At 64.7% G+C, this 13924-nt stretch carries 13 protein-coding genes; 8 read left to right on the top strand and 5 right to left on the bottom strand.

Translation table 11 applies throughout. The annotated features are described in order from the left end of the window. Nucleotides 1–9: 9 nt before the first annotated feature. The 3 genes from AC5ZFO_RS11660 to AC5ZFO_RS11650 all read right to left on the bottom strand — a co-directional run bounded on the left by AC5ZFO_RS11660 (nt 10) and on the right by AC5ZFO_RS11650 (nt 2408). Nucleotides 10–243 carry a DUF2171 domain-containing protein gene (locus tag AC5ZFO_RS11660; RefSeq protein WP_063194708.1) on the bottom strand — a complete coding sequence of 78 codons (234 nt, stop codon included), beginning with the start codon at nt 241–243 and terminating at the stop codon, nt 10–12. 88 nt (nt 244–331) lie between these two features. After that, on the bottom strand, nt 332–718 hold the full coding sequence (locus AC5ZFO_RS11655; protein ID WP_282524926.1) for a YybH family protein: 387 nt from the start codon (nt 716–718) through the stop codon (nt 332–334). Nucleotides 719–731: 13 nt separating this feature from the next. Then, nucleotides 732–2408 (bottom strand): glutamine--tRNA ligase/YqeY domain fusion protein, encoded by a 1677-nt coding sequence (locus AC5ZFO_RS11650; protein ID WP_282524927.1) that lies wholly within the window; start codon nt 2406–2408, stop codon nt 732–734. 143 nt (nt 2409–2551) lie between these two features. Here AC5ZFO_RS11650 and gltX point away from each other — a divergent pair, with 143 nt between their 5' ends. From gltX to AC5ZFO_RS11610, 8 genes are all read left to right on the top strand, one after another. Then, the gene (gltX, locus tag AC5ZFO_RS11645) at nt 2552–3979 is read left to right on the top strand and encodes a glutamate--tRNA ligase (RefSeq protein ID WP_282524928.1); all 1428 of its coding nucleotides are present in this window, start codon (nt 2552–2554) and stop codon (nt 3977–3979) included. Nucleotides 3980–4136: 157 nt separating this feature from the next. Next, a complete protein-coding gene (gene gltA / locus AC5ZFO_RS11640) occupies nt 4137–5441 on the top strand; it encodes a citrate synthase (RefSeq protein ID WP_282524929.1) in 1305 nt (434 codons plus the stop codon). A 267-nt stretch (nt 5442–5708) separates the two neighbouring features. Further along, the gene (locus tag AC5ZFO_RS11635; RefSeq protein WP_282524949.1) at nt 5709–6887 is read left to right on the top strand and encodes an ROK family transcriptional regulator; all 1179 of its coding nucleotides are present in this window, start codon (nt 5709–5711) and stop codon (nt 6885–6887) included. Nucleotides 6888–6945: 58 nt separating this feature from the next. Continuing rightward, nucleotides 6946–8232, top strand: a complete 1287-nt coding sequence (locus AC5ZFO_RS11630) for an ABC transporter substrate-binding protein (protein WP_282524930.1) — start codon at nt 6946–6948, stop codon at nt 8230–8232. Then, nucleotides 8229–9152: a carbohydrate ABC transporter permease gene (locus AC5ZFO_RS11625; RefSeq protein ID WP_282524931.1), complete on the top strand. Its 924-nt coding sequence runs from the start codon at nt 8229–8231 to the stop codon at nt 9150–9152. Before AC5ZFO_RS11630 ends, AC5ZFO_RS11625 begins: the two co-directional genes overlap by 4 nt. Next, the gene (locus AC5ZFO_RS11620; protein WP_282524932.1) at nt 9145–10002 is read left to right on the top strand and encodes a carbohydrate ABC transporter permease; all 858 of its coding nucleotides are present in this window, start codon (nt 9145–9147) and stop codon (nt 10000–10002) included. Before AC5ZFO_RS11625 ends, AC5ZFO_RS11620 begins: the two co-directional genes overlap by 8 nt. A 10-nt stretch (nt 10003–10012) precedes the next feature. Then, entirely contained in the window at nt 10013–11128 is a 1116-nt protein-coding gene (locus AC5ZFO_RS11615) for an ABC transporter ATP-binding protein (protein WP_282524933.1), read from the top strand. Next, nucleotides 11125–11892: an SDR family NAD(P)-dependent oxidoreductase gene (locus AC5ZFO_RS11610; RefSeq protein WP_282524934.1), complete on the top strand. Its 768-nt coding sequence runs from the start codon at nt 11125–11127 to the stop codon at nt 11890–11892. The genes AC5ZFO_RS11615 and AC5ZFO_RS11610 overlap by 4 nt, the downstream gene beginning before the upstream one ends. On the opposite strand, the gene lpxB is transcribed toward AC5ZFO_RS11610, so the two are convergent. Then, entirely contained in the window at nt 11889–13070 is a 1182-nt protein-coding gene (gene lpxB, locus AC5ZFO_RS11605) for a lipid-A-disaccharide synthase (protein ID WP_282524935.1), read from the bottom strand. The two genes, AC5ZFO_RS11610 and lpxB, sit on opposite strands and share 4 nt — an antisense overlap. Beyond that, nucleotides 13067–13924, bottom strand: coding sequence for an LpxI family protein (locus AC5ZFO_RS11600; protein WP_282524936.1), 858 nt, complete (start codon nt 13922–13924; stop codon nt 13067–13069). Before AC5ZFO_RS11600 ends, lpxB begins: the two co-directional genes overlap by 4 nt.

Genomic DNA, 13924 nt, shown 5'->3' with positions numbered 1-13924 from the left:
AAGGTCCCCCTACTTTTCCTCTTCCATCGTCACGGCGACGTCCGCCTTGGCCGAGAGCCGGACCTTGTTGCCCTCGACACCGGCGACGAGGCCCTTGTCGATGAAGTGATGGTGGCCCTTGTGGCTGCCCTCGCCGCTGTCCTTCTTGGTCAGCTTGATGCGGTTGCCCTCGACCTTGTCGACCGTGCCGATGTGGACGCCATCGGCGCCGATGACTTCCATATGCTCTGCGATGTTCTGCATGGTGGGTTCCTTGTTGGACCCACCCCAACGCGCGGGGGCAGCGTTCGTTGCTATCGCCGCAATGACGATGCCGTGGGCGGCAGCAACATCAGATCAACGGCGCACGCGACGAGGCATGGTGATTGACGATCTTCCAGTCGCCGTGCTCGCGGAGGATGACCCAGCTCATCTTGACCGAGAACTCCGCCCTCTCGCCGGCGAGGTCAAACGACACGATCGCGGCCATGTTGATCAGGTCCGGGCTGGCTTGCGCGGCGCGCACCTCGGAAAACGCAGCACTCGGCTGGCGCCAGCGCGGCAGGCCGTTGAAGTAATCGGCGACGCCGTCCCTGCCCCGATAGAGCTTTGGATTGGAGCCGAAGAAGAACGCGTTCTTCGCATAGAGCGACGACAGTGCAGCCGCATCGAGTGTCGCGAAGCCGGCGCACCATTTCGCGATGATGGCGGAAACGATGGCGTCGGCCTCACTGTTCATATGCCCGATCCCCTCAGCCCTTGGCGACTTCCTTCGCGAACGTGTCGCGCAGGCCGATGGTGCGCGAAAACACCGGCTTGCCCGGCGTCGAGTCCTTGTCGCGCACGAAATAGCCCTGACGCTCGAACTGCATCGGCTCGGTCGAGTTGCTCTCCGCAACCGATGCCTCGATCCGCGCGTTGGAGAGGATCTCCAGCGACTGCGGATTGAGATCGGCCGCGAAGTTCGAGGCGTCCGGGCTAGGGTTGGAGAACAACTGGTTGTAGATGCGGATCTCCGCCGGCACCGACGTCGCCGCCGGCAGCCAGTGCATGGTCGCCTTGACCTTGCGGCCGTCGGGCGCGTTGCCGCCCTTGGTCGCGGGATCGTAGGTGCAGCGCAGCTCCACCACTTCGCCCGCTTCGTTCTTGATCACGCCGGTGCACTTGACGAAATAGGCGTAGCGCAGCCGCACCTCGTTGCCCGGCGACAGGCGGAAGAACTTCTTCGGCGGGTTCTCCATGAAGTCGTCCTGCTCGATATAGAGCTCGCGGCCGAACGTGATCTTGCGCGTGCCGGCCGAGGGATCGTCGGGATGGTTGATCGCCTCGAGCTCTTCGGTCTGCCCTTCCGGATAGTTCTCGATGACCACCTTGAGCGGCCGCAGCACGCCCATGCGCCGCTGCGACGTGCGGTTCAGCTCCTCACGGATGCAGAATTCCAGCATGCCGACATCGACGACGCTGTTGGCCTTGGCAACGCCGATGCGCTTGACGAATTCGCGCAAGGCTGCCGGCGGCACGCCGCGACGGCGCATCCCCGCGACAGTCGGCATGCGCGGATCGTCCCATCCGGCGACATGGCCGTCGCGGACGAGCTGGGTCAGCACGCGCTTGGACAGCAGCGTGTAGGTCAGGTTGAGCCGCGCCATTTCGTACTGGTGCGGCTTGGACGGCACCGGCAGCTTTTCGATGAACCAGTCGTAGAGCGGCCGATGGTCCTCGAACTCCAGCGTGCAGATCGAGTGCGTGATGCCCTCGATCGCGTCCGACTGGCCGTGCGCATAATCGTAGCTCGGATAGATGCTCCACTTGGTCCCGGTGCGCGGATGGTGCGCATGCAGGATGCGGTACAGCACGGGGTCGCGCAGGTTGATGTTGCCCGCGGACATGTCGATCTTCGCCCGCAGCACGCGCGCGCCGTTCGGGAATTCACCGGCCTTCATGCGGCGGAACAGGTCGAGATTCTCGTCCACACTGCGGTCGCGGAACGGCGAGTTCTTGCCGGGCTCGGTCAGCGTGCCGCGCGCGAGGCGAATCTCCTCCTGGGTCTGGTCGTCGACATAGGCGAGCCCGTCGCGGATCAGCTTCTCCGCCCATTCGTACAGGCGGTCGAAATAGTCCGAGGCGAAGAACAGGTTCTTGCCCCAGTCGTAGCCGAGCCAATGCACGTCGGCCTGGATGGAATCGATGTATTCCTGCTCTTCCTTGACCGGGTTGGTGTCGTCGAAGCGCAGATGGCAGCGGCCCGGAAACTCCTGGGCGATGCCGAAATTGAGCGCGATCGACTTGGCGTGGCCGATATGCAGGTAGCCGTTCGGCTCCGGCGGGAACCGGGTCACGATCTCCGTGTATTTGGCCTGATCGAGGTCGGCCTGGATGATGTCACGAATGAAATCGCGCCCAACCTCAGTCGCCACCGGTTCTGTCATTACGAAAATCCTGTAGGGAAATCAGCGGTCCTTCTGCCAAATTCGCTTGGCTGAGCCAAGAGCTTAGCGGTCCGCTGCCGGGCTTTAGTTATGCTCCGGTCCTGTTATATACCACCGCCTCCAATGCATGGGCCCTGCCAAGAATGACCGATTCCGTCGTCACCCGCTTTGCTCCCTCCCCGACCGGCTTCCTCCATATCGGCGGCGCCCGCACGGCGCTGTTCAACTGGCTCTATGCGAAGAAGCACGGCGGCAAGATGCTGCTCCGGATCGAGGACACCGACCGGGAGCGCTCCACCGAGGCTGCGATCGGCGCCATCCTCGACGGCCTCAAATGGCTGGAGCTCGGCTGGGATGGCGACGTCATCTACCAGTTCAGCCGCGCCGCCCGTCACCGCGAGGTCGCCGAGCAACTGCTCACCGACGGCAAGGCCTACCGTTGCTACGCCACGGCCGAAGAGCTCACCGCGATGCGCGAGAAGGCGCGCGCCGAGGGCCGCACCCGCCTCTATGACGGCCTGTGGCGCGACCGCGACCCGGCAACGGCGCCCTCCGACGTCAAGCCCACGATCCGCCTGCGCGCGCCGCAGACCGGCGAGACCGTGATTGAGGACCAGGTCCAGGGCCGTGTGGTCTGGCAGAACGAGAACCTCGACGACCTCGTCCTGCTGCGCGGCGATGGCAATCCGACCTACATGCTCGCTGTGGTGGTCGACGACCACGACATGGGCGTCACCCATGTCATCCGCGGCGACGACCATCTGATCAACGCCGCCCGCCAGAAGCAGATCTACGACGCCATGGGCTGGGCGCTGCCTAGCATGTCCCACATCCCCCTGATCCACGGCCCGGACGGCTCGAAACTATCGAAGCGCCACGGCGCGCTGGGCGTCGATGCCTACCGCGCCATGGGGTACCTCCCTGCCGCGCTCCGCAATTACCTCGTCCGGCTCGGCTGGAGCCATGGCGACCAGGAGATCTTTTCGACCGAGGAGATGATCGCCGCGTTCGACCTCGCCAGCGTCGGTCGCGCCGCCGCCCGCTTCGATTTCGCCAAGCTCGAAAACCTCAACGGCCACTACATCCGAAACGCTGACGATCAATCACTCGTGAAGATGTTCGAGGACGTGCTCGACCACGTTGTGCCCAGCCGCGACGAGCTTAAGGCCAAGTTAAACGACACCACGCGGGCGCAGCTTCTCAAGGCCATGCCGGCCCTGAAGGAGCGCGCCAAGACGCTGATCGAGTTGATCGACAGCGCCTATTTCATCTTTGCCGACCGGCCGCTGGAGCTCGATCCCAAGGCGGCAGCGCTGCTGACGCCCGAGAACCGCAAGCTGATCGGCCAGCTTCATTCCGCGCTGGAGAAAGTCGAGACATGGAGTGCGGCGAATGCGGAGGCCGCGCTGCGCGCCTTTGCCGAGGAAAATAGTCTCAAGCTCGGCGCCGTCGCCCAACCGCTGCGGGCGGCGCTGACGGGGCGGTCGACATCGCCTGGTATATTTGAGGTTTTGGACGTGCTGGGACGCCAGGAAAGCCTGGGCCGGCTTGAGGATCAGGCCAAGGAGTAGGCTACGACGTAAGTCGACCATGCGTGCGGCGATCTTGCAGCGCACACAGCAATAATATACCCATCTCACCCGTACCTTCTGGAATATCCGGCCTGCCCCAACAAGTCATTGGGGCCTTCCGGGTCCGGCCCGTTTCACCACACATCGGGGACCTCTGATGGACGCAAAAGCAAGCAATAAGACCGCCACGCTGACGGTCGGAAACAAGAACTACGATCTCCCGATCCACAGCGGCAGCGTCGGGCCTGATGTCGTCGATATCGGCAAGCTCTACGCCCAGTCCGGGCTGTTCACCTACGATCCCGGCTTCACCTCGACCGCAAGCTGCGAGTCCAAGATCACCTATATCGACGGTGACGCCGGCGTGCTGGAATACCGCGGCTACCCGATCGAGCAGCTCGCCGAGAACGGCGACTTCCTCGAGACCTGCTACCTCCTGCTCTACGGGAACCTGCCGACCGCCGCGCAGAAGAAGGATTTCGACGAGCGCGTGATCCATCACACGATGGTGCACGAGCAGATGGCCCGCTTCTTCCAGGGCTTCCGCCGCGACGCCCATCCGATGGCGGTGATGGTGGCTTCCGTCGGCGCGCTCGCCGCGTTCTACCACGACTCCACCGACATCAACGATCCGAAGCAGCGCATGATCGCTTCCATGCGCATGATCGCGAAGATCCCGACGCTGGCGGCGATGGCCTACAAGTACACGATCGGCCAGCCCTTCGTGTATCCGAAGAACTCGCTGAAGTTCGCCGAGAACTTCCTGCACATGTGTTTCGCGGTGCCGTGCGAGGAGTACAAGATCAACCCGGTGCTCGCTGACGCGCTGGACAAGATCTTCATCCTGCATGCCGACCACGAGCAGAACGCCTCGACCTCGACGGTGCGCATCGCCGGCTCCTCCGGCGCCAACCCCTTCGCCTGCATCGCCGCCGGCATCGCCTGCCTCTGGGGCCCGGCGCATGGCGGCGCCAACGAAGCCGCGCTCGCGATGCTCGCCGAGATCGGCTCGGTCGACAAGATTCCGGAATTCATCGCCAAGGTGAAGGACAAGAACAGCGAAGTCCGCCTGATGGGCTTCGGCCACCGCGTCTACAAGAACTACGATCCGCGCGCCAAGATCATGCAGAAGATGTGTCATGCCGTTCTCAAGGAGACCGGCCATGGCGACGATCCGATGCTGAAGGTGGCGCTCGAGCTCGAGAAGATCGCGCTCAGCGACCAGTACTTCATCGACCGCAAGCTCTACCCGAACGTCGACTTCTATTCGGGCATCACGCTGAAGGCGATGGGCTTCCCGGTCTCGATGTTCACCGTGCTGTTCGCGGTCGCCCGTACCGTCGGCTGGATCAGCCAGTGGAGCGAGATGATCGAGGACCCTCAGCAGAAGATCGGCCGTCCGCGCCAGCTCTACACCGGCGTCACCCGCCGCGACTACGTCGCGATCAAGGATCGGAAGTAAGTCTCAGCCACTACGGCTTTCGGAACGGCGCCATCTTCGGATGGCGCCGTTTTTGTTTGTGCATGCGTCGTAGGGTGGGGAAAGCGTAGCGTGCCCACCACCTGTCCGTGGGCACGCTTCGCTTTGCCCACCCTACGAAACTGATCGGATCACATCCCGTCCTTGCTGCCACGCACAACAACAAGTCGACTCATCGCGCCCGCAATCGCTTGACAGTCGAAACGCTCCGCGCGCAAATTCTTACACTAAGTAAGAATGACGACAGGGATGGAAATGCCGGAGCAGCCGAGAAGTCGGCGGCAGACGCGCGCTGCCATTTTGACTCATTTGCTCCAGTCCGGCGGCTCGTTCCGGCCGCCGCTGGCCAAGGCCGTGCGCCTGTCCGAGGCGAGCCTGTCGCGCATCCTGTTTGATCTGAAAGCCGAAGGCCTGATCGAGGAAGTGCGGCGCCCTGCCCCCTATGTCGGCGGTCCGACAGGCCTCGTGTCGCTCGATGGCTCGGTGGCGCTCGCGGCCCTCGAGCTGACCGGCCAGTGGCTCAGCGTGGGCGTTGGCAGCCTGTCAGGCGAAATGCACTACACCGAGCGTGTTCCGTTGCTGAAGAAGCCGACCGTCGAGACCGTCGGCCGGGTGTTCCGCGAAGCCCTCACCTTGCTGCGCGATTGGACGCGCCGCCGCCGCATCAGTCTCGCGCAGATCGGCATCACCATTCCCGGCCTCGGCCGCCTGAGCGTCGCGGGCAATCCGATCATTCCGTGCGACGTCGAACGCATCGGCGACATGCTCGGCGGGATGTTTGCTGGTGTGCCGGTCGAGTTCACCAACTCGGTCGTCGCACACGCCATTTTTCACTGCTGCCGTACGCAAAACTATCCCTTCAGCGGCGCACATCTCTTCGTCTTCGTCGGCCAGGGCGTTGCCGGCGCCTGGATGGACGATCCGCTTGAGGCCGATGCCCTGCAGCCGGTCGAGCTCGGCCATATGGTGTTCAACGCCGACGGACCGCGCTGCCGCTGCGGTCACCATGGCTGCGTCGAAGCCTACACGTCGCTTCCAGCCCTCGCCGAGCTCCTCGGCGTCACCGAGGCCGAATTGCTCCAGCTCGGCAGCGAATTTGTGAGCACGATCCCGCGCTCGTCGCGAATGCGCCAGGAGTTGCGTCAGCGCCTGTTCCGGCTGGGCCTTTCGATCGGCAACACGCTGAACGTGAAGCCATGCAACGGCGTCGCGATCAGCGGCTGGCCGTCGCTTCTTTCCGAAGAGGATCGCAAGGCTGTGGTCGATGGGATCGACGCCTGCCTTCTCGGCGGGCGGAAACTGGCGCAGGTCTCGTTCGCCTTCGTGCCGCCCTCGAACGGCAACGATCCGCAAGCAGCTCTCGCCTTCGCCGCCTTTTGTCTCGCCAGCCGCGGCGGGATGCCCGCGGCTTCGACGGAGGCCGCCTGACATGCCCTGAGCCGCGTGGCTCAGCGCGCCAAGAAAGTTCACACCGGGAGGAACTGCCATGCCGATCACGACAACAAGGCGCCGTCTACTCGCTGGATCCGCGGCCGCGCTCGCATTGCCGGCCTTCGCCCGCGCGCAAGGCGCGGTCAAGCCGCGCCTGACCGCGATCTCGCAATGGTCCGCAGGCAGCGATGGTGCGGCCATCACGGCGCTCGGCAAGAAGTTCGAGGAGAAAGGCGGCACTTGGCAGCACTCGCCCGTTCCGGGTTTCACCACCGAGATGATGAACAAGCTGCGCGCCCAGATCATCGCCGGCGATCCGCCGGCCTGTTCGCAGCTCAAGGGCCCCGAGATTGCGGCCTGGTCCAAGATTGCCCCGACCGTCGATCTCGACGCCGTCGTCGCGGCCGCCGGTTACGAAAAGGTCGTCGCTCCGGACCTTGCGAAATTGCACAAGCCGGGCGGCAAGTGGATTGCGCTGCCGTTGCAGATCTACAGCACCAACATGCTGTTTCTCTCCAAGCGCGCGATGGACAAGGCCAAGGCTGACAAGATCCCCGTCACCTGGGCCGACTTCAATGATCTCGCCGAAAAGATGAAATCCGGCGGCGTCGCCTATCCCGTCGCCAACGGCGGCACCCGCCCCGATGACGGGCAGAAGTTCGAGGCCGCTTTGGCGGGCATCAGTCCCATCTCTTACCGCGCGGCCATCATGAACCTCGAAAAGAAGGCCTTGGAGGGCCCCGAGATCAAGGCGGCGTTCGCACAGGTCCGCAAGATCGCCGACTGGATGGACCCCAACGTCGGCGCCCAGCACTTTTCGACCAACCTGAAACGTTTCGTCGACGGCGACATGGGCATGATGATCATGGGCGGTTGGGCGCAGGGCGTATTGCGCAACGCCGGCTTCAAGTTCGACGACTTCATGATCGCCCCGGGGCCGAGCGACAATGGCAAGCCGGTTTTCCTGTTGAATGCCGATGCCTTCATCTTCTGGCAGCGCAAGGAGCCCGACCTGCAAGCCGGCCAGACGCTGATGGCCCAGCTCGTCATGGATCCGGCGATCCAGACGATGTATTCGCAGATCACGGGATCGATCCCCGTGCGCACCGATGTCGATCTTTCCGGTGAAGGCTGGTCGGACGGTCAACGCCGGACCGCAGCAGCTCTGAAGGACTCTATCGCCAGCAATCAGGCCGTCCTCAGTCTTGCGCACAACATGGCGCAGGAAAACGGTATGACCGCAGCGATGATCGACGTGATCACGGAGTACGTGAAGAACAAGACGATCAAGCCGGAGCAAGCGGCCACTCGCCTCGCCGAGGCCGTCGAGGGCGCACGTTGACCATCGCCGTCTCGACAGGACCGGGCCGGCCGGCGACTTCTGACCGGGTGCGCCGGCTGCCCGAATATCTGGCGATCTGGGTGCCGCTGCTGTTGTCCGCCGCGCACCTCATCGCGTTTTCGCTATGGACGATCTGGATATCGTTCACACCATCCACGCTGATCCCTGTTACGGGCTGGGTGGGTCTGCGCAACTATTCCGCGGTTGCGGCATCGCGGAACTGGCAGATCGCCCTGGACAATCTGCTGCTGTTTGGCAGCGCCTTCGTGTTGCTGAGTCTGGCGACCGGCCTCATCCTTGCCATCCTGCTCGATCAACGCATTCGCGGCGAGAACGTGCTGCGATCCATCTTCCTCTACCCCCTGGCGGTGTCGTTCGTGGTCACCGGCACGGTCTGGAGCTGGCTGCTCAATCCCGGCCTTGGAATCCAGAAGCTGGTCCACGACCTTGGCTGGACCTCCTTCCGGTTCGACTGGCTGATCGACCGCGACATGGCCATCTGGACCATTGTCATCGCCGCGATTTGGCAATCCTCCGGCTTCGCCATGGCGCTCTTCCTCGCCGGCCTCCGTTCCGTCGATGCCGACCTGATCAAGGCCGCGCAGATCGACGGCGCCGGACCTGTCAGGATGTACCGGCGCGTCATCCTGCCGACGCTTTGGCCGATCACCATCACCGTCATCGTCATCCAGCTGCAGTTCGCGATTTCGACCTTCGACCTCGTTCGCGCGCTCACCAATGGCGGGCCCGGCATAGCGACCCAGCTTCCGGCCCTCGTCGTCTATGACCTGATGTTCCAGCGCAGCCTGCTCGGACGGGGAGCGGCGGCGGCAGTCCTCATGTTGCTCCTTCTTCTCGCAGTTTTGCTGCCGTATGCAGCGTGGCGTTATGTCCAGCGGCGGCGGGCGATCCATGCGTGACCGAACCTTCGCCCCAAGCCGGATTCTGATCTATCTCATCGTTTCGCTGATCGCTGCAGCATGGCTCGCGCCCCTGGCTGTCGTCGTGCTGAACTCGCTCCGTTCCAACGAGGAGATCGCGCAAGGTTCGATGATCGGCTGGCCGCAACACCTGGCCTGGAGCAACTACGCCGCCGCCTGGAGCGGTTTCTGCGTCGCCGAGACGTGCGCCGGCATCCGGCCGTACATGCTGAACTCCGCGCTCGTGACCATTCCCGCGACGATCTTCTCCACCCTGCTTGGTGCGGTCGCCGGTTACGCGGTTTCGCTCTGGCGCTTTCGCGGCGATAGCTGGATTTACGGTATCGTCACGCTCGGCATCTTCCTTCCGCAGCAGATGCGTTTGCTGCCCTGGACCATCGTGCTGCGCGATACGGGCCTGATGAACACGCTGACGGGCCTGGTCCTGATCCACACGATCCAGGGGCTCTCCTTCACCACCTTGTTCTGCCGAAACTACTACGTTGCCATCCCGCAGGAGTTGATCAGAGCAGCGCGCATCGATGGCGCAGGTTTCTTTCGCATTTTCTGGCGCATCATCCTGCCGCTCTCGCCGCCGATCCTGGTCGTCACCGTGATCTGGCAGTTCACGCATATCTGGAACGAGTTTCTCTATGGCGTGACATTCACGACCGGTCAGCAGCAGCCGGTCACCGCCGCGCTGATCGCGCTATCCGCCGCGGTCGCCGATATCCCGCAGCACGGCGTGCAAAGCGCAGCCGTAATGATCGCCGCCCTGCCGACCCTGCTGATCTATCTGATCGGCGGCAAGTACTTCGTACGCGGCCTCACTGCCGGCGCCGTAAAATGATGGAGTTTTCATGGCCGCGTTGAGCATTCGCACCCTGTCGAAGCGCTACGCCAATCTGGAGGTGCTGAAAGGTATCGATCTCGACATCGAGAGCGGCGAGTTCACCGTGCTGGTCGGGCCATCCGGCTGTGGCAAGTCCACCCTGCTCAACATCGTCGCCGGGCTCGATCGCCCCAGTGCAGGCACCGTCGAAATCGGCGGACGCGTCGTCAATGATGTTCCCCCGAAGGATCGCGACATCGCCATGGTGTTCCAGTCCTATGCGCTCTATCCGTCGATGACGGTGCGCCAGAACATCACGTTCGGCATGGAATGCCGTCATGTGCCGAAAGCTGAGCAGGAGAAAGCGCTGGCGAATGTGGCTCGCCTCCTCCAGATCGAGCCGCTGCTCGGCCGCAAGCCGTCGCAATTGTCCGGCGGCCAGCGCCAGCGCGTGGCGATGGGGCGGGCGCTGGTGCGCGATCCCCTGCTCTTCCTGTTCGACGAGCCGCTCTCCAATCTCGATGCGAAGCTGCGCGTCGAGATGCGGATGGAGATCAAGCGGCTGCATCAGCGCATCGGTGCCACCATCATCTATGTCACGCACGATCAGATCGAGGCGATGACGATGGCAACGCGCATCGCCGTGATGCATAGGGGCGTGGTGCAGCAGTTTGCCGATCCGGACACCGTGTACCGCTATCCGGCCAATCTGTTCGTCGCCCGCTTCATGGGCTCGCCGCCGATGAACACGATGCCAGCGCGGCTCGAGGCCGACACCGGCGGGCCAGTGGCCGTCATTGGAGCCGGGCGGCCGGACGAAGTCCGTCTTCGCCTCCAGGACTACGACGACGCGGCGTCCTATGTCGGCCGCGAGGTGGTGCTCGGGATCAGGCCGGAATGCATCGCCGAGGGGAACCGGGCGTTCTCCGGTGCGACGGGCGCCCCCGTCATCGTCACCGCGCCGGTCGAGATGGTCGAGCCCACAGGGGCCGAGACCATCGTGCTGCTGCGGCTTGGCGGCGAGCCGGCGCAGGCGCGCGTCTCGCCTGATGTCCGGCCCACGCCGGGCTCCCCCGCCTCCTTCGCGCTCGACACGCGGCGCATTTGCCTGTTCGACCCCGAGACGGAGCGGCTGATCGCATGACCCGGACCATCTATCCCAGCCTTGCCGGCCGCGTGGTATTGATCACCGGTGGCGCCAGCGGCATCGGCGCCGCCTTCGTGCGCGCCTTCGCGACCCAGGGCGCCCGCGTCGCCTTCCTCGACATCGATGCGAGCGCCGGCGAAGCGCTGGCGCGGGACGTCGCAGCCACATCCGGCTCCGCGCCCCTGTTCGTGCCCTGTGACCTCCTCGACATCGACGCCTTGCGCGCTGCGATGGCACGGGTGCACGGATCGCTCGGCGATGCCGTAGTCCTCGTCAACAACGCCGCCAACGACCAACGTCAGATGCTGGCCGAGGTGACGCCGGCCGAATTCGACTGGACGATCGGCGTCAATCTCAAGCACGTCTTCTTTGCGGCCCAGGCGGTGGTGCCGCAGATGCAGGCGCGCGGCGGCGGCTCGATCATCAACATGTCGTCGGTGGCGTGGATCCGCGGTGCGCCGGCGTTGCCGGTCTATGCCGCGGCGAAGGCGGCGATCGTCGGCTTCACCAATTCGCTGGCCAGGTCAGTCGGCCCCGACCGCATTCGCGTCAACGCGATCGCGCCCGGCATGGTGATCACCGAGCGCCAGCGCCGGCTCTGGTTTCCGGACGAGCAGAAGATCTCCGAGCTGCGCACCCGCCAGGCGGTGCCCGATGCGGTGACGCCCGAGGACATCGCCAGCATGGCGCTGTTTCTCGCATCCGACGAGAGCCAGCGTATCACCAGCCAGTGTTTTCGGATCGACGGCGGCTTGGCTTAGCTCCGCCTCCCCTTCCGCATCGTCGCGAGCACGATGTCGGCGGCGAGCACGCTCGGCGATTTGTTGCCGGTGGACATGATGGTGTCGAGCCGGGCGATCGCTTCGACCTGTCGCTTGCGCAGCGGCGTGTCCGTGAGCAGCTCCGTCAGCGCCGGCGCCAGCTTCTCCGGTACGCAATCCTCCTGCAAGAACTCCGGAATGACATCCTCGCCGATCACGAGATTAGCGAGGATCACCGAAGAGACGCGGATCGCGCGGCGCAGGATGAAGGCTTCGATCGCGCCGACGCGATAGGCCGTGACCATCGGAATGCCTGATAGCGCGAGCTCCAGCGTCACGGTGCCGGATTTGGCCAGCGCCGCGCGCGCGAATCGGAACGCGGCGCGCCTCTCGGTCTCGCCGACCACGATTTGCGGCTTGACCGGCCAGCTCGCGATGCCTTCGCGGATGGTGGCTTCGAGATGGGGCATGGTCGGCAGCTTCAGTTCGAAGGCGCGGCCTTCGGCCTGGAGCCGTCCGAGTGTCGCGCCAAACACGTCAAGATGGTGCCTGATCTCGCTGCGGCGACTGCCGGGCAGCACCAGCAGAACCGGCGGCTCGCCGTCGCGCCGCCGCTGCTCCTCCGCATTTGGCCGCAGCGACGGCAATTGCTCGATCAGGGGATGGCCGACATAGCTGCATGGCGGCCCGCCGAGCTTGCGGTATTCCTCCGGCTCGAACGGCAACAGGCCGAGCACATGATCGACGTAGCCGAGCATGGTCCGCGCCCGTCCCGGCCGCCAGGCCCAGAGTTGCGGCGAGACATAGTCGACGACCGGGATCGCGGGATTCTTCGCGCGCACGCGGCGGGCAACGCGATGGGTGAAATCGGGGCTGTCGACGATGACGAGCGCGTCGGGCGCGGCCTCCAGCACGGCGTCCACGGTCTGGCGGATCAGCCGCAATATCTTCGGCAATTGCTGCACCACCGCGGCAAAGCCGACGATCGACAGCTCCTCGATCGGAAACAGCGTCTCGAGCCCCTCGCGCGCCATGGTCCGGCCGCCGACGCCCACGAACTGCACGCCGTCGCCGAGCCGCTGGCGCAACACCTTCATCAAGGCGCTGCCGAGCCGGTCGCCGGATTCCTCCGTCGCGATCAGGAAGATCTTTCGCTTGGGATCGCGGCTCTGCATCACGCCGGCAGGCCGATGACGAAGAGATATTTGGTGTCGGCGAGCGAGATCATCGCCTGCGGCTCGGCGGCGATGGTGTTACCGGCGACGACGGCGATGCCGGCCAGCCCGGCGCGAGCGACGCCCTCAAGGGTACGCGGGCCGATCGTCGGCAGGTCGAAGCGCAAATCCTGTCCGCTCTTCGGCACCTTCACCAGCACCCCGCGTCCTGTCGCAGCGCGGATGCGACCTTCCTCGCGCAGGCGTGCCACGCGCGCGAGCAGCGCGTCGGTGCCCTCGATATCCTCGATCGCCACCACATGGCCGTCGATCACGACCGCGGCCTGGCCGATGTCGAACGGGCCGAGCGCGGTCAGCACCGCGCGGCCGCGCTCGATGTCGGCCTTGCTGTTGTCGTTCGGCCAGGCGCGGCTGATGCAGCCCTCGGGCATCAGCAGATCCGGCGCGACATCCTTGATGCCGACCATGCGAAAGCCGCCTTGCTCGAGAATGCGCCCGACGCCGGACAACAGATGATCGTCGCCGCCGCGGAAGGCGCGGATGACGTTGCCGAGCAGGCGCAGTGTCGTGACGTCGAACCTTATTTCGGACAGCGCGGGCCGCACCAATGTGCCGATGAAGATCAGGTCGCGGCAGCCCTCCTCGCGGAACAGCCGCATGGCGCGGCCGAGCTGGCCGACCGAGATCCAGCGATGGCGAAATTTCTCCACCCGCGTCGGATCGCAGGCACCGCGCAGCGGGAACAGCACCGGCGTGATGCCGCGGGCGGCAAGCGAGTCGGCGACCGCGAACGGCATGGCGCCGCCGCCGGCGACGACGCCGACCGGCGATGAAATCTCTGAAGCCGCCGATGTCAT

It is taken from the genome of Bradyrhizobium sp. Unk1 (assembly GCF_059512345.1).
This window is presented reverse-complemented; position numbering and strand designations above follow the sequence as displayed.